Raw genomic sequence first — 15,352 nt, forward strand, 5'->3', positions numbered from 1 at the left:
GGCGGGTGCGCTGCGGGTCCGGGCGCTGCGGCGGCGCCTGCCGAGGTGGCCGGCCGTCCTGGGGAGGCTGGGCATCCCGGGCAGGTGGGTTCTCCCGGGGTGGTCGGCGGCTGGGCTGCTGCGGAGGCGGCTGCCACGCGGGCTGTCCCGGCTGTCGATGGCGAGGCCGACGTCCGGAATTCTCGGGTGGCTCGGTCACCCGGCAATTATGCGGGTCGGTCCTGCGGCTTCCGGGGCCCCGTCGGCTCACGTCCGTTGTCGTACTCCTCCCGCGAGGCCAGCACGCCGGCCACGTGCGCCTCCGACCACCGGGCGAGCCCGGACACCAGCCGAGCGGCCTGCTCACCCACCTCGGTCAGCGAGTAGTCCACTCGCGGGGGGATCACCGGGTGGGCCTCGCGGTGCACGAAACCGTCGCGTTCGAGGGTCTGCAGCGTCTGGGCCAGCATCTTCTCGCTCACTCCGCCGATGGTCCGGCGCAGTTCGCTGAACCGTCGGCCGTCCTCCAACAGGGCGGCGAGGACGAGCACACCCCAGCGGCTCGTGATGTGCTCGAGAACGCTGCGCGAGGGGCAGGTGGCCGCATTCACGTTCGGCTTCTCGGTGGCGGTGACCTCATTGCTTACCGGCATGTCACCACCTTACTCGGAAGTGGGTACTAACCAGAAGTTAGTTCCGTCGATACAGTTGGTCCGCACCGCATTCACACTTGCTGGAGGACATGGACATGAGCATCGTCGTCACCGGAGCCACTGGACAGCTCGGCTCGCTCGTCGTGGAGGGGCTGCTGCGCGAGGTTCCCGCAGACCAGGTCGCCGCGGTGGTCCGCGACGCGGCCAAGGCGGCTCCGCTGGCCGCGCGCGGCGTCGAGCTGCGCATCGCCGACTACGACACGCCGGACACCTTCAGCGAGGCGTTCAACGACGGCGACGTCGTCCTGCTGATCTCCAGCCCTGACGTGGGCAGGCGGCTCCCGCAGCACCGGGCGGTGATCGACGCGGCGAAGGAAGCGGGCGTGGCCAGGCTGGTCTACACGGGTGTGCTCGGCGGCCCGAACGCGGACTTCGCGCTCGCCGACGACCACAAGGGCACCGAGCAGGCCATCCTCGACTCGGGCCTGACCTGGACGTTCCTGCGCAACGGCTGGTACAGCGAGAACTACACGGCCCAGATCCCGACCCAGTTGGAGCACGGCGTCCTCGGCAGCGCCGGTGACGGCAAGATCGGTGCGGCGCCCCGCGAGGACTACGCGGACGCGGCGGTCGCGGTCCTGACCGGGTCGGGGCACGAGAACCGCAGCTACGAGCTCAGCGGCGACCGCGCTTTCACGCTCGCGGAGTACGCGGCGGAGCTCGCCCGCCAGTCCGGCACGGACGTCTCCTACACCGACGTCCCGCCGGAGACCCTCAAGACCACCCTCGCCGGCGCCGGTGTTCCGGACGCGGTCGCCGACGTCCTCGTCGACGTGGACGTCTCGGCCATCGCGAAGGGCCTGCTCCAGGGTGGCAGCGGCGAGCTCGCCCGCCTCATCGGCCGCCCCACGACCCCGATCTCCCAGTCGATCTCGGTCGCGCTGGAGAGCTGAACCCGAGCGTCGCCAGCCTGAGGGCCCGGGCGGGCGACGCGCTCAGCGTTCGAGCTCGTTCGTCGACGAGCGTCGTTGCGCGCAGGGCCAGCAGCCGCCCCTTGGGCTGAGCAGCACGCTCACGCCGGTGGCGTTGGCGCAGCTGGGGTGTTGCGCGGCAGCCTGGCGCTGCGGATGAGGGCAAGCGGATCCCGATCGCCGAACTGCCGGGAAGGTCAAAAGCGCGGCTGGATCGCATGGCGCTCACGTGGTGGAGCGCGGGGTCGGCCGCGAGTTCGCGGTACCGGTCGGATCCCGCCGGGATCAGCGCGATGCGTCCGTTGGCGTCGTGGTGCACGCCCCAGCCGTACCGCCTCGCCAGGTGGCAGCAGCCCGCCCAACCTCCGATGACGACTTGGTGCGAGCGCTGTTGCGACACTGCCGCGCAGCGCGCCGAGGTGATCACGGCGACGCTGCGCGGCCGGCTCGTCCAGCCCGACCGGGAAGTCCACATCGGACTGCTCGTGTTCTGATCCGGAGGCCCATCGGCGTGATCCAGGAGTTCGATGCGACCTTCGTCCTCGTCACGGGCGAACCTCCGCTCCGCGCGGTGCGGCAGTACATCCTGCTCCACCTCGCCGAGGGGCAGGGGACGAAGACACCGAGCCCGACCCAGGCGGCGATCCCTCGAGTGCGTGCTCGCCGTCCCGAGCTGATCCGAGTTGCCCTGCCCAGGCGTCGCCGACGGCTCCGCGACCGCCCACGCCGACCTCGGCGGACCCACAACTCCCGCCGTTGCGGCACTCCGCGCGCACCCCGGCCGCGGCCACGGGGATGTAGCGCACCACCCCGCCGCGACGATCTGCACCGAGGACAGGATAGCCATCCTGATCAGGGCTGATCGTTCGGAAGGTGATGGAGATGCACCCGCACACAGGCATTCGCGGTCTTGGGATCGTGACCGGGTACGGCTGGGGCGTGGCGCCGTTCTGGGACGGACTGCTCGACGGCAAGCACGCGGCCTCGCTGGCCGACGGCTACGGGGAAGGCCGTGACCGGACGGCGTGGATCGCCGCGATCCCGCCCGGGGGCGACGAGTCCGACGGACCGAGCACGTTCGGCCGCTCGATGCGCGGCGCGGCCCGCGAGGCCGTCGCCGACGCGCGCGCACGCGGGTGGCGCGAAGGGCGGCGAGTCGGCCTGCTGCACGCGGTCGTGCTCGGGGAAGTGGAGCTGTGGCGCGACTTCTACCTCAAGCACGGAGGCAGCCTCGCCTCGCGCGACTACCTGCGGCTGATGCCGTCGACGCCGATGTCGTTGCTGATGCAGGAGTTCGGCTTCCACGGGCCGGCGATGAACGTCTCGGCGATGTGCTCGTCGGGCAACGCCGGGCTGCTCACCGCCAAGGCGTGGATCGACGCGGGCATCGTCGACGACGTCGTCTTCGTCGCCACGGACGTGTCGGCGACCCCGGAGAACGTGCTGCACTTCGAACGCCTCGGAGTCGCCTTCAGCGACGCGGAACCGCCCCAGGTGTGCAGGCCGTTCCAAGAGGGCAGCCGGGGTTTCGCGATGGGTGAGGCGTCGGTGGCGATGATCCTCTCGCGGGAGAGCGGCGGCAGGGCCTACGCGCACGTGCTCGGTGGAGCGATGTCGCACGACGCGCACCACGTGACCTCGATCGACCCGAGCCTGACCGACATCACCCGCTGCTTCGAGGAGGCCATCGAGAACTCGGGCGTGGAGGCGTCGAGCCTGCGCTACCTCAACGCCCACGGTCCGGGCACGGCCCAGTGCGATCGGGCGGAGGCGGCGGTCTTCGACTCGCTGTTCCCGTCGGAAGCCGAGCTGTACTCGGTCAAACCGCTGGTCGGCCACTGCCAGGGCGCTGCCTCAGCGGTGGAGATCGCCGCCACCGCGCTCGGCTACGACCGAGGCACCATCCCGGCCCCGCCCGCGGTGCCCTCCCGTCACCCGCGCCTGCTCAACGGCCCGACGCCCGTCCGGGACGGGGTCACGGTCAAGTCCTCACTCGGCATGGGAGGCCACAACTCCGTCGTCCTCTTCTCCGGGGCGTGATCCCGGGGATCGGCCGGCCGCTCGATCGTGTGAGCTCGGTGGAGGCAGCTCGACAGATCATCGAATTTGTGTTCGAATCGGGTCATGCGTTGGGAAGAGCAGCGGGTTGATGCAGGTCGGGCAGGGGAGCTGCCGCTCGGTCTGCCTGATCCCGTCGTGCGCGGGAGCGGCCGAGCCGGGTTGGCGTTGCCGGATCCGGTGCCGATCGAGGCAGGGACCGAGGATGCCTTCGCGATCGAGATCCAGGCGAAGTCGATCATCAACCGGGTTCCGGGGGAGTCGCAGGTGCCGTTCCGCTGGACGATCAACCCCTTCAGGGGCTGCACCCACTCTTGCACCTATTGCTTCGCGAGACGCACTCACACCTACCTGGACCTGGATTCGGGGCATGACTTCGACAGCAAGATCGTCGTGAAGGTCAATGCCGGGGCGTTGCTGCGCAAGGAGCTCGCCGCGCCTGGTTGGCGTGGCGAGGCGATCGCGATGGGCACCAACACCGATCCTTATCAGCGGCCGGAGGGGCGCTACCGGCTGATGCCGGAGATCATCGCAGCGTTGCGCGACCACGCGAACCCGTTCTCGATCCTCACCAAAGGCACGTTGATCCTGCGTGACCTGGATCTGATCTCGGAGGCGGCCGAGGTCGCCAAGGTCTCCGTCGCCGTCTCAGTAGGTTCCGTCGACGAGTTGTTGTGGCGGGAGGTCGAGCCGGGGACGCCGTCGCCGCTGCGTCGGCTGGACGTGGTGCGGCGGTTCGCGGAGGCGGGAATCGGGTGTTCGGTGCTGATGGCGCCGATCATGCCTGGGCTCAGCGATTCGCCGGAGGAGATCGACGCGACAGTGGCCGCGATCGCCGAGGCGGGAGCGGTGAGCCTGACGCCGATCGTGTTGCACCTGCGTTCGGGTGCGCGGGAGTGGTTCCACGAGTGGTTGAGCGCTCGGCGGCCCGACCTCCTGCCGCTCTACGAGAGGCTGTACCGCAACGGCGCCTACACGCCCAAGTGGTACCAACGAGAGGTCTTGCAGCTGGTCGAGCAGGCCGAGGAGCGTCACGGGTTGGCGCGCCAGGGAAGGTCGGAGAACTCCCGGACGCAGCCGGGACATTCCCCGCAGTCCGAGACCGATGGGGATCGCGCGCGCCAGCTCGCCCTGCTGTGATGCCGGGGCGGTGAGCCCACGACGGTCTAGGCGCGTCCTTCGTCGAGAGGAGGCACATGCCCGAGAGCCGTCGCGACGATCTTCGTGCCTTCAGGCCAACCAGGTGCTCTGGGACCTCGTCCACAACGGCGTCCTCTGCTCCGTCCAATGCGCCAGCGCTGAGAACCTCCAGCGCGCGCTGGACAAACCGCGGTAGTTGCTGCCCACGGCACCCTGCTCTGCGGCTTCCTCGCTCGCCGCCGCACTCACCTGCTGCGAGAAGGGACCCTTCCTCAGGACCTCCTTCTCGCCCAGGCTCTCGTCAGGAGATGTTTCCCCGATTTTTGGCGAGGTGTCTTCAGCCCTTGCTCAGATGCAGGGCGATCCGGTGTTCGTGCGGCGCCGACCACTCCTTCAGCATCGTGTGGTGTTCGGTCGGCCAGTGGCAGACGATCGCGTTGAGCGGGCCGTTGAGCTGGTGCCGCAGCCGGACCAGGAACCGGCCAGCCTGTTGTGCGTCGAACGGCCCGAGCTGTGCGTGGAACAGCACGACGCTCCGGTGGGAGATGGCCTGCAGGACGTGGACGTCGCCGAAGTGATTGCGGAACCCGTTCATCAGATTGCGGCTGTGACCGGGCGGTGGTGCGTGCGGCCTGCTCCAGACGATCCACGCGACCTTGGCTTCCCGGATCCACCACTGCGGTTCGGTGTTCGTCGCTCGCCACTGGGGCACGATCGTGGCGATGCGTGAGCGCATCATGTCCTTGAGGAGCGCTTCGTCGATCAGACCCCAGCGCGCGAAGTACTGACCGACGGTCGCGGAACTGAGCAGCACCCGGAACTCGCGGTTGACCAGGTCGGAAACCGCCTGCCTGCTCCACAGGTCAGCTCGGAGGCCGTGCGAATCCGGCGCGCCCCGTGTGATGGCGCGGATCGTCCACTCCTGCTGCTGCGTCGACAGCGCGAGCTGCTCACCCGGACGGCGTCCCCGCGTCCTCGCTCTGAACGAATCCTCGCCGCTGCGCCGGAAGGCGCGCACCCACGCGCCGACGGTCTTGCGGGACACACCGAGCAGGCGCGCGACGTCGGATTGCGACGCCCCCGACTCGACCGCGGCGACGGCTCGACGACGGATCTCCTCCAGCGCTTCGGGGGAGAGTTTGCGTGCGTCCCGTGTCGTCATCCTGAAGGCTTCAGCGTTGGTCATTCGATGCATCCCAGCTACTCGTCGTTCGGGAACTCGCCGACGATGACCTGGCGAGATGACGTCGTTCATGGCGCTCTCGTGCGAACACTGTGGACGATGACTAGGGTCGGCTGCCGGTGCGCACTGGCGAAGACCCGGCACCGGTGAAATTACCCGATCGTTCGCTGTCGAATGAACGGCTGCGTTGTTAATTGTCCGTCAGCTCCGAGTCAAGCGAGGTGGAGGATCGATGTGGTGCGCAGGCACCTGAATCGGAGGCAGGTGCTTCCCGTCGATTCCGAATTGCTCGTGGTGCCACGGAAGACGCGCAGGCTGGGGCCAGTGGTGTCGTCGGGGTGGGGTGGAGCCGGGCGCACGCATTTGCCATCATCCGGAATTAGGAGACTCAGAGAATCGGCGGTGCGCCAGAGGTGGCGTTGTGGTGACCGAACTGTAGGAACGACGTTCTGGCGATCGTTTCGCCGATGTGGCGAGGCGGTCAACAGGATCCGGCGGACGCGCTGTCCGCAGGGGTGTCCACCGGATCCCGTGAAAGCCCGGTCCGCACTCCAGGCGTTCCCGCGGTGCTGAGTCATCGGCCGGTTCCCGTGCGTGAGCTGTGATCTGAGCTCCCATGTCAGGCGGTGTGTGGGGCCCGCTGGTCGTGGCTACAGGTCGAGGACGAGCCGTTTCCCGCACGTCCGCGACACGCAGATCATCATCGTTCGGTTCGCCGCGCGTTCGGCTTCGGTGAGCAGTGAGTCGCGGTGGTCCGGGACGCCGTCGAGCACGGGAGTTTCGCAGGTGCCGCAGATGCCCTCCTGGCACGACGACAGCACCGGCACGCCCGCGTCTTCGGCGACCTCGAGGATCGAGCGGTCTTCCGGCACGTTGAGCGTGAGTCGCGAGCGCGCGAGCTCGACCTCGAAACCACTGGTCGGCGCATCGACCTCCTTGGCGGTGAACCGTTCGAGGTGCAGCGTGCCGCGGCTTCGCGACGAGAAGCGGTTCTCCACGTCCGCGAGCAGAGGCTCCGGGCCGCAGCAGTAGACCGCGGTTCTGCGGCACGCCTCCCGGAGGAGGACGTCGAGGTCGAGGCGGCCGGTTTCGTCCTGCGGGCTCAGGCTGACCCTCGGCCCGTAGCGGGCGACGAGCTCGTCGGCGAATGCCATCGTGTCGCGGGACCTGCCGCCATAAGCAAGTCGCCAGTCGGCTCCCGCCCGGTCGACGGCGCCGATCATCGGGAGGATGGGCGTGATTCCGATGCCGCCGGCCAGGAACAGGTACCTCTTGGCTCTCACCAGTGGGAAGTGGTTGCGGGGACCGCGAATCCGCAACAGGTCACCCTCGGCGAGTTCGCGGTGGACGTAGTCGGACCCTCCTCGGCCGCCCGGTTCGCGCAGTACCGCGACTTGCAGTGTCGAGCGGTCAGCGGGGTCACCGCACAGCGAGTACTGGCGCACCAGGTCGTCGCGCAGCACGAGCTCGATGTGGGCGCCGGGTTCCCAATTCGGCACGGGGCCGCCATCGGGATGGCGCAAGGTCAGCCGCACGACACCGGCGGCGAGGACGTCTTTGCGGTCGAGCTGGACCTTGAGCTCCACCTCGGTTCTGGACAGTGCGCCCGTCGTCATCAATGCCTCCTCAGTGAGCAACCGCGTTCCGGCGCACACCTGTGGGTGGTGCGGAATGTTCTGCGGTTTCCCGGGATCGAATGCCGCCACCGTTGGCGCGCGGATCGGCGTCGATGACGCCGCGCGAATGAGTGGTGTCGGGATGGCCGGCCAGGTCATCGTGACACGGCGACAACGTTCTGACCAGCAGCGTTCGGCGTCACGTGGTCTTCCTTTGCGCTTCGTGTTCACCTGTCCGAAACACGCGCGTGCACGGTGTTGCCGCAGGTCAGCGGGCTCATGGGCGAGTGGTGACGGGTGAGGGCGTTCCGGCGTGGAAGCGGTGGCGCGATGAACGGGCGGCGAAAATCGTTCCACGCTTCGCGATGGGCGAATTGATGGGCGTTCCCGCAAAGAGCGTCGTTGTCGTGCCTGCCAGTCCGAAGTGCATGATCGTTCAGGCTGCCACAACACTGCGCGGCGTTCGATCTGAGGATGTCGATCGGGCAGCCGTTCTCACCCGCCGGAAAATCACATTGCCAGCACGAATTCACGCGACGATCGCGGGTGCGAAACGCCGAAGACACACTTCGCACGTCTCGCTCAAGCGCACAGCAGGAGCGGCCAGGACCGATCCGCGGCGTGCGGCGATGCGGGCGGCGCCGAGTGCCGGAGCGCTGGTTCATGACCGGAAGATGTGACGACCGGTCGTGCGTGACGTTGCGATTGGGTGAGCAACGGCGCCGTGGAGCGAGACGTATTGTTTTCACACGAGTTTTGGTCGGAACTGCCTCGGATTCGCCGGACCCGGCGCACGCGAAATAGGTTCCACTCGGCGATCCGGAGTCAGCGGTGAGGCGCAACCGCGTTGTGAACCATTTGCCGGGCGGCGCTTCCGGCGCGATCTCTCCACAGTCCGTCCACAAGCGACGATCCATCGAAGGAATGCCTGTTCAGGGCAAGACCCGGGGAAGGAAACAAGCGCGAAACACCTGTCGGTCACCGCTGTCACCGCGTTCTGGGCACCGCCCGGCGGACGTGCCACCATTGCTCGGTCCGCGCTGAGTTCCCAGGTTCGCATCGGCGGATGTGGATTCGCTGAGAACTGGCGAAGAAAGCGCTTCGAACGGGAGAGGGGAAGGCATGGGACTCCGCCGTCGCTTGGCGCTCGGTGCGCTCGTGTTCGTGGCCTCCTCCGCCACGCCCGCCGCCGAGGCGGCTGAACCCGCTCTCGTCATTCCGACCTGCGCGGCGGTCGTCGAGGGTGCCGCTGGTACCGAGGTCGTGGTGCTTCCGCAGGCGTTGGTTGAGACCGTCGCGACGGCGGTGCAGGGTGTCGACGACCTTCCCGGGGTTGCCGAGGTGTTCCGGGTGGAGTGGAGCGCCGCGCCGCCGATCTCGGTGGGGCGGATCGGCGAGGGGTACCTGTCCGGAGGACGCATCGCGGACGCCGCGATCCTGCGTTTGGCGGAAATCCCCGCCGCGCGACCGGTATTGGGCGAATTGACCCCGGTGGTGCACGCGACGTTGAGCCCGATGTGCGGAATCGCAACGCACGTGGAACTCCCCGACCTGCCACGTCTCCCGGCCGGCCCGCCACCCTTATCACCTCAACCGGCGGAACCGCCTCCGTCTCCGGCCCCCGCTGCGTCACCCTCGCACGTTCCGGAGCCCTTGGCTGCCGATGGGATCGAAGCCGGCGCCGTGCCGCGTGCTGAGCAACGCGCGCCGCAGGAGTGGCCGTGGGCGGCTGGACGTGGCGTCGTCGGGGATCTGGAGCCCGGGTCCGGAGAGCCGGAGATGTCGGCCGCGCGCACCGAGCTGACTGCGAGTCGTGCGGACTCCGTTGCGGACGAGAGGCCGTTGTGTCTGTTCTTCGCCGTCGCTGCGTTGCTGGCCTTCGCGGTTGGGAACCGGACGCGCCACTGCGGTGGACGAGGGTGAGGAAAACAGATCACGAGGTTCCCTGATTGGGTTCCAGGTCGCCTCGAATTGTGTTCTCTACGTGCTCTCCCGATCTCGTGGTGCCATTTTCTCGCGGCACGCGCGAGCACGCCTGATCAATGGTCCGTGAAGAGCGTGAACATGGTGGCGGAGTCCCGACGTCTGCCGTGGGCGTGGTCGTGACCAGCTATCATGCCAGCTCTTGTCGCTGGTGTCGGGCTGTTCGGGCACGGTGGGAACCATTTCCCTGAAGCGAGTCCGATTTTCTTCGACGTGTCACGTGGCGCATTGTCGTCTCTTCTGATCACATCAATTCTGATGCGCCGGTGATGGTCGTTTTACACTCGATTTACCGGTTGATCGTTCCGCTGGGATCGGCGGCGTGCTTAACTCTTCTCGTTCGATTGATCTCGAGCATGACACGCCGATCCGGAAATGAATTGACGATACCCGTGTGGCGCAGGGCTGCGCGGGTTTTCCGAACCGAAGACCCGGTGAGGTGCGGTCGTTCCTCCGGAACAAGTGTCGGACCGCCGGGGCGCTGGGGCCGACGAGCTTCGGAACCTGACACCGCCGAACCGGCGATCTTCGCACCGCACGGATCAGAGAGGACCCACATGTCCGCAGAATCTCCTCCGGGAGCCCGAAAATGGCGCGGTCGCCTGAAGGCTGCCGCGGCGGTGGTGGTCGCCACCGCCAGCGCCGGTACGATGGCCGCGGTGCCGGCGGCTGCTCAGCAGCCGGTCGGCGCAGGTCCGCTGCCGGTGACCTTCCACATCAAGGATGACAACGGGAAGTGGTTCGACTCCGGCCTGAACCTCTTCGGCGGTCAGTCGCTGGCCATCGCGGAGCTGCCCCGGGTGGGCACGTCGGCGGCCGACGGTTCGATCGTCCCGAGCGTGCCTGATGGTGCGCTGCCGAGCCTGCCGGGCGTGGCCGGGTTGGTCTCGCCGCAGGAAGCCAGGTCGCTGACCAACATGGATCAGGCCGAGGGGCTGACCGGCCTCGTGAAGGGCACCGGCCAGCCGGTCCCGGCATTGGGGCAGACGGGGCAGAACCTGGCGCAGATGCTCAACCTGGACAGCACCCTGAAGACGGTCAAGGAGATCGGGGTCTCGAACCCGGAGGCCCTGCCGACTGCCCTGAAGGCCGAGCGGCTGCTGGGGGCCTTCACCCAGCAGGTGGTCGGGCTGCCGGTCGACGCGCCGATCAACCTGAACCAGTTGCCGGTCGGGGTGGACCTGCAGGGCGCGCTCAACGAGTTGCAGGAGTTCGCGGTCAAGGGCCCGCCGGTGACCGTGAAGTTCGTCGTGGACCCGAAGGAGTCGGAGGGTCTGCGCAACCCCATGGGCTTGATCGCCCCGGAGGGTGCGCAGGGCTTTCCGTTCATGGACGCCAAGGGAGCGTTCTTCGGCGAGAAGCAGATCCAGCTGACCGAGCCGGGCCTGTACGCGTTCGCCGACATGGTGTCGCCGTACATGCTGGGTGCGGTCGTGGTGGACGACCCGTTGACGATCGGGCTGGACTTCGGCAAGCGGTCGCAGATCAACTCGCGCGAGCTCAACGTGCCGTCGCACTCCGACATCGTCAACAGGTTGGTGAACGCGTTCTTCAACATCACCAACCCGAACAACTGGCAGAAGTTCGACCCGAAGAACCCCGTCAGTTGGAACCCGACCCAGGCTCCCGCCCCGATCCTGCAGTACGACGAGGCGGGCAACCCGATCCTGATCCCGATCTTGGACGCGTACTTCGACTCGAAGTTCAAGTACCCCAAGACGCTCAACCCGGGTGACAAGGCTCCGCCCGTTCCCGGTGTCGGCGAGGTCTGGCTCGACACCGAGATGGAGGAGTTCGGGGAGAAGGACAAGGTCGGCTCCGCCACGCGGATCAACGCCGAGAACTGGAAGATCGAGCGCAAGATCGGCGCTCCCGGCATCAACATGAACAACCCGCACAACATGTGGACCGACAAGGACTACAAGTTCCTCTACCAGTCCGAGTGGTTCGACGATGAGATCAACGCCTTCGACCGGGAGACGGGCAAGCACATCGTCAACACCCAGGTCGGCCACAACCCGGCGCACATCATGACCAAGCCGGGTACGGACCAGCTGATCGTCGGTCTCAACGCGGGCAACGAGATCGTCGAGGTCGCTCCGGGCGGTGGCGCGGTCACCAAGCGCATCAACGTCAGCCCCTCCGGGGAGATCCGCCACCCGCACGCGCACTGGTTGTCCTACGACGGCAAGACCGCGATCACGCCCAACGTCATGACCGACAACGCCTCGATCATCGACCTCGACTCCGGGGCGGTCAAGACGGAGAAGACCGGGCAGTTCCCGATCGCGACCAGCATGACGTCCGACGCGAGCAAGGCGTACACGGCGGACTTCACCGGTCAGTCGATCACGTGCGTCTCCCTGAAGGAGAACGCGTGCGCCGACAACGGGAAGCTGGTGCACAGCAAGACGATCGACCTGTGGGAGAACTACAGCCCGATCGCCGGACCGGCTGAGGGCAAGCCCTTCGGCGGTCTGTCGATCCAGTTGCCGGTGAGCCCGGACAACAAGGCCCTCGTGGCGGCGAACGTTCTCTCGCAGACGGTCTCGGTGGTGGACCCGAAGACGGACAAGGTCGTCAAGGACCTGCCGTGTTCGGCGGGTTGCCACGGCATCAACTTCGGTGCCAAGAAGGGTGGCGGCTACTACGCCTACGTGTCCAACAAGTTCGCCAACGTCATGCAGATCATCGACGTCGATCCGAACATGGACGGCAACATCGCGGATGCGGCCGTCGTGGGCACCAAGACGCTCGACGCCACCGCGGACACCAAGGTCGATGGCACCATCACGGGCGCGTCCGGCATGGGCGGTCAGGGTGTCCTCGCGATTCCGCTGGTCTACAACGGTTGGGCTCAGCAGAACGCGGGCAAGTGGGCCGAGATGCTGACCCCGCAGCAGCGCGACCCGATCGGCACCGGCAAGTGATCCGGGCCGAGTGAACCCCGGGGCCGGGTTCCGGCCCGGCCCCGGGCGGTCCCACAACGCTTCCCCTCCGGCGACTTCTCGCTGTGAACGCCCTCCTTCCGCCGCTTCCCGGGGAGAGAGTCATGCCGTGCTGTCCGAAAACCGCCCTGTACCTCATGGTGGCAGGGGCGATGACCAACGGCGTGGCGGTGCTCGCGCCGACGCCGGCATCGGCCAGCGTGTCGCTGGTGCCCGACACGATCGCAGGAGGCGGCACCCGCAGCGTCGCGGTCCGCGTGGTCAACGACGACGCCAACGCCGACACCACCCGGTTCGAGCTGCACTTCCCGACTAACCCGGCATTGCTGGTCGACGCGACACCGGTCCCGGGCTGGACCGTGACCCGGCGGGACCGCCGAGCGAACCGGCCGGTGCGCGTCGATGACCGGGAAACCTCGGTCGTCACCGACATCATCACCTACAGCGGCGGGCGGATCCGACGCGGCAGCCACCAGGACTTCCCGCTCACGATGGCTCCGCTGCCGGAGAACACCTCGCTGGTGTTCACCGCGACGCAGACGTTCTCCGATGGACGGGTCCTGCGGTGGACCGGAGCGACCACCGGTGCCCCGACGATCACGATCGGCGATCCGAGAATGGAATCGCCGGAACCGCATTCACCGGCAGCCCCGGAACTCGCTGGGCCGATGCCCCCTTCCACCAACAGCTCCGCCGAAGCAGTGGCCTCCGCGGTTCCGCCTCCGGCTCAGGCATCAACGGCTCCGTACCCGAGGGCGGTCGCAGCCGCACCTTCGACCACCGAACGCCTCCTGCTCGGAGAACCCGCTGTCCCGCAGACCGACACCCCGTCATCGCGCTGGGAAGCCCTCGGGCTCGGTGCCGCCCTCGCGGTAGCCGTGCTCGCAGCGATCGGGTCCCTGGCGCTGCGGGCCAGACGGCGCGAGAGCGGTGATCCCGACGGCTTCTTCGCCGTGTTCAACGACGAATCCGCACCAGTACTCGACCACCACGGCGGTGCCGACGCGCCGCCGTTTCGGAGGTGACCTCGCGATGACAGCGATGCTGACCCGACAACGACCTGCTCGACGGGACATCCCGCGCCCACCGATGTTCCGGCGCATCCTCGCCGTCGTGCTGTTCGTCGCGGTGTGCTGGGTGGCTTTGCTGGCCACGATGCCCGCGCCGCAGGGGAACCCGGTGCTGCGCTCGACCTCGCCGGGCAACGCGGAGAACGTGAAATCACCGGACGAGGTGCTGCTGAGGTTCGACAGGCCCGTGCCCGCCGGACTGGCGACGATACGCATCATCAGCCCGCCCGGTGACCAGGTCGTGTTCACCCGCCCCTACAACCCGGTCGGACAGGACGACACGGTGGCGGTCGCGATGCCGCCAGTCCGCTACGGCGGGACTTACACGGTCGCGTGGGCGTTGCCGTCCGACCGGCTCGAACAGGTCGCGGGCGTGTTCACCTTCGACGTCGTGGTTTCGTCCACGCCGGTCGGTGTTCCCGAGATAGCGGCGGAACACGATCCGTGGGTGACCGGTGCACACGTCACGGCACGCGTCGCCACGCTGGGAGCCATGGCACTGCTGATCGGTGCGGCGGTGTTCGTCGCCGCCCTGCAGCCCGCCGCCGCGGGGTCGAGACCGGTGCGCAGGGTGCTGATCTGGTCCGGCATCGGCACAGCGCTGGCAACGATCGGCACGCTGGCGACTTTTGGCCCGTACGCGGCGTGGGTTCCGCTCGGCGGTGCCTTCGACCCCGCCCTCTTCTGGGCCGCTGTGCAATCGCCGACCGGGCGCGGGATGCTGAGCAGGCTCGCGCTGCTCGTACCGGTGCTGGCCGGACTGGTGTGGTTGCTGGAGGCCCATCCTGCGAAGACGCGGCGCGCACGGTTGATGCGCGGGGTAGCCGCGCTCGGTGGCGGTGCGGCGCTGGCTGCGACGTGGCCGCTAGCCCGCACCCGCCCGATCGGCAGCCCGACGCCGCTCGAGGCCGCCGTCGACACCGCGACGCTCACCGCGGCGGCCGTCGGAATCACGAGCGTGCTGCTGCTCGGACTCGCGGCGCGAAGCGGCCACCGGGAACCAGAACCCGTGGTGCCGCGGCTGATCCCTGTGCTGGCGGCCTGTTCCGCACTGCTCGCGTGCACCGGCGGATATCACGTGCGGCAGGCAGTGCGGGATGGCGAGCCGGCCTGGCTCGCGACTGGCCTGGTGGCGCTCGCCGTGCTGCTGGTCGTCGTCAGTGCCGTCCTCCACGTCTGGTTGCGACGGCAGCGCGTTCTCGCCGTCGAATCCGCGGACCAGCGGCCGGCCGAACTCCAGAGGCTGCGCACCGCGGCCGGCGTCGGGACCGGAGTCGCGGCGGTCCTCGTCGGCGCGACCGCGGCGCTGGTGCTCGCGCACGCGCCGGACACCGCCCACGCGCGCACCGACAGCCCCACGCCCGTGTCGATCCGGCAGCAGCCGGGCCCGTTCCGGCTCGCCTACGACACCGGCAAGCCCGGCGGTCGGGGTTCGATCGACTTGGCACTGCTTCCCGCGGTGGAGAACGGCCAGATCCGGCTCGACACCCACGTCACCGTCTTCGACGAGGCCGGGAACCCGACCGACGAGGTCCGCGTCGCCGGCCTGCTGGCCAGGGAGAACGGCACGCCGGCTCCGCTCGTGCTGCGCCCCGCCAGCGGCCCCGGGCACACGGTCGGCGCGGCATCGCTACCTGAACCGGGTAAGTGGGCCGTCGTGCTCGACGTGCGCACCCCGGACGGCGGCGCGCAGACGGTCGCCCAGCCGCTCGACGTGCACTGAGACCTGGCCGGGCGCCCCACCTGACGGG

13 protein-coding genes are annotated in these 15,352 nt (G+C 68.3%); 9 read left to right on the plus strand and 4 right to left on the minus strand.

All coding sequences use genetic code 11. The features are described from left to right. Nucleotides 1-206: 206 nt before the first annotated feature. Entirely contained in the window at nucleotides 207-632 is a 426-nt protein-coding gene (locus E1161_RS25070) for a winged helix-turn-helix transcriptional regulator (protein WP_132627201.1), read from the minus strand. Between the two features lie 95 nt (nucleotides 633-727). Between E1161_RS25070 and E1161_RS25075 the strand changes: the two genes are divergently transcribed. Further along, entirely contained in the window at nucleotides 728-1,585 is an 858-nt protein-coding gene (locus E1161_RS25075; RefSeq protein WP_132627202.1) for an SDR family oxidoreductase, read from the plus strand. Here the strand turns inward: E1161_RS25075 and E1161_RS28750 are convergent. Further along, entirely contained in the window at nucleotides 1,527-1,922 is a 396-nt protein-coding gene (locus E1161_RS28750; RefSeq protein WP_408012101.1) for a DUF6157 family protein, read from the minus strand. The two genes, E1161_RS25075 and E1161_RS28750, sit on opposite strands and share 59 nt — an antisense overlap. Between E1161_RS28750 and E1161_RS25080 the strand changes: the two genes are divergently transcribed. From E1161_RS25080 to E1161_RS25090, 3 genes are all read left to right on the plus strand, one after another. After that, nucleotides 1,897-2,097 (plus strand): hypothetical protein, encoded by a 201-nt coding sequence (locus E1161_RS25080; RefSeq protein ID WP_207920391.1) that lies wholly within the window; start codon nucleotides 1,897-1,899, stop codon nucleotides 2,095-2,097. The two genes, E1161_RS28750 and E1161_RS25080, sit on opposite strands and share 26 nt — an antisense overlap. A 388-nt stretch (nucleotides 2,098-2,485) precedes the next feature. Beyond that, on the plus strand, nucleotides 2,486-3,643 hold the full coding sequence (locus E1161_RS25085; protein ID WP_132627204.1) for a beta-ketoacyl synthase N-terminal-like domain-containing protein: 1,158 nt from the start codon (nucleotides 2,486-2,488) through the stop codon (nucleotides 3,641-3,643). 84 nt (nucleotides 3,644-3,727) lie between these two features. After that, complete coding sequence (locus tag E1161_RS25090) at nucleotides 3,728-4,801, plus strand: Rv2578c family radical SAM protein (protein WP_132627205.1); 1,074 nt, start codon at nucleotides 3,728-3,730, stop codon at nucleotides 4,799-4,801. A gap of 337 nt (nucleotides 4,802-5,138) precedes the next feature. Here E1161_RS25090 and E1161_RS25095 read toward each other — a convergent pair whose 3' ends face one another. Together E1161_RS25095 and E1161_RS25100 are read right to left on the minus strand one after the other, a co-directional pair. After that, entirely contained in the window at nucleotides 5,139-5,963 is an 825-nt protein-coding gene (locus E1161_RS25095; RefSeq protein WP_132627206.1) for a helix-turn-helix domain-containing protein, read from the minus strand. 671 nt (nucleotides 5,964-6,634) lie between these two features. Continuing rightward, the gene (locus E1161_RS25100) at nucleotides 6,635-7,600 is read right to left on the minus strand and encodes a PDR/VanB family oxidoreductase (protein WP_132627207.1); all 966 of its coding nucleotides are present in this window, start codon (nucleotides 7,598-7,600) and stop codon (nucleotides 6,635-6,637) included. A 287-nt stretch (nucleotides 7,601-7,887) separates the two neighbouring features. Here E1161_RS25100 and E1161_RS25105 point away from each other — a divergent pair, with 287 nt between their 5' ends. The 5 genes from E1161_RS25105 to E1161_RS25125 all read left to right on the plus strand — a co-directional run bounded on the left by E1161_RS25105 (nucleotide 7,888) and on the right by E1161_RS25125 (nucleotide 15,324). Then, the gene (locus tag E1161_RS25105; protein ID WP_132627208.1) at nucleotides 7,888-8,280 is read left to right on the plus strand and encodes a hypothetical protein; all 393 of its coding nucleotides are present in this window, start codon (nucleotides 7,888-7,890) and stop codon (nucleotides 8,278-8,280) included. Between the two features lie 460 nt (nucleotides 8,281-8,740). Further along, nucleotides 8,741-9,523 carry a hypothetical protein gene (locus E1161_RS25110; RefSeq protein WP_132627209.1) on the plus strand — a complete coding sequence of 261 codons (783 nt, stop codon included), beginning with the start codon at nucleotides 8,741-8,743 and terminating at the stop codon, nucleotides 9,521-9,523. Nucleotides 9,524-10,233: 710 nt separating this feature from the next. Next, complete coding sequence (locus E1161_RS25115; RefSeq protein WP_132627223.1) at nucleotides 10,234-12,513, plus strand: YncE family protein; 2,280 nt, start codon at nucleotides 10,234-10,236, stop codon at nucleotides 12,511-12,513. A gap of 170 nt (nucleotides 12,514-12,683) precedes the next feature. Beyond that, nucleotides 12,684-13,556, plus strand: coding sequence for a DUF1775 domain-containing protein (locus E1161_RS25120; RefSeq protein WP_165939931.1), 873 nt, complete (start codon nucleotides 12,684-12,686; stop codon nucleotides 13,554-13,556). 7 nt (nucleotides 13,557-13,563) lie between these two features. Then, nucleotides 13,564-15,324, plus strand: coding sequence for a copper resistance CopC family protein (locus tag E1161_RS25125; RefSeq protein WP_235875292.1), 1,761 nt, complete (start codon nucleotides 13,564-13,566; stop codon nucleotides 15,322-15,324). Nucleotides 15,325-15,352 lie beyond the last annotated feature (28 nt).

The sequence above is a fragment of the Saccharopolyspora aridisoli genome (genome assembly GCF_004348445.1).
GTDB classification, from domain to species: domain Bacteria; phylum Actinomycetota; class Actinomycetes; order Mycobacteriales; family Pseudonocardiaceae; genus Saccharopolyspora; species Saccharopolyspora aridisoli.

Excerpts from the sequence above, each read along its gene's own strand:
- E1161_RS25070 (WP_132627201.1), bottom strand. The coding sequence starts at position 632 with ATGCCGGTAAGCAATGAGGTCACCGCCACCGAGAAGCCGAACGTGAAT.
- E1161_RS25075 (WP_132627202.1), top strand. The coding sequence starts at position 728 with ATGAGCATCGTCGTCACCGGAGCCACTGGACAGCTCGGCTCGCTCGTC.
- E1161_RS25080 (WP_207920391.1), top strand. The coding sequence starts at position 1,897 with ATGCGTCCGTTGGCGTCGTGGTGCACGCCCCAGCCGTACCGCCTCGCC.
- E1161_RS25085 (WP_132627204.1), top strand. The coding sequence starts at position 2,486 with ATGCACCCGCACACAGGCATTCGCGGTCTTGGGATCGTGACCGGGTAC.
- E1161_RS25090 (WP_132627205.1), top strand. The coding sequence starts at position 3,728 with ATGCGTTGGGAAGAGCAGCGGGTTGATGCAGGTCGGGCAGGGGAGCTG.
- E1161_RS25095 (WP_132627206.1), bottom strand. The coding sequence starts at position 5,963 with ATGACGACACGGGACGCACGCAAACTCTCCCCCGAAGCGCTGGAGGAG.
- E1161_RS25100 (WP_132627207.1), bottom strand. The coding sequence starts at position 7,600 with ATGACGACGGGCGCACTGTCCAGAACCGAGGTGGAGCTCAAGGTCCAG.
- E1161_RS25115 (WP_132627223.1), top strand. The coding sequence starts at position 10,234 with ATGGCCGCGGTGCCGGCGGCTGCTCAGCAGCCGGTCGGCGCAGGTCCG.
- E1161_RS25120 (WP_165939931.1), top strand. The coding sequence starts at position 12,684 with ATGACCAACGGCGTGGCGGTGCTCGCGCCGACGCCGGCATCGGCCAGC.
- E1161_RS25125 (WP_235875292.1), top strand. The coding sequence starts at position 13,564 with ATGACAGCGATGCTGACCCGACAACGACCTGCTCGACGGGACATCCCG.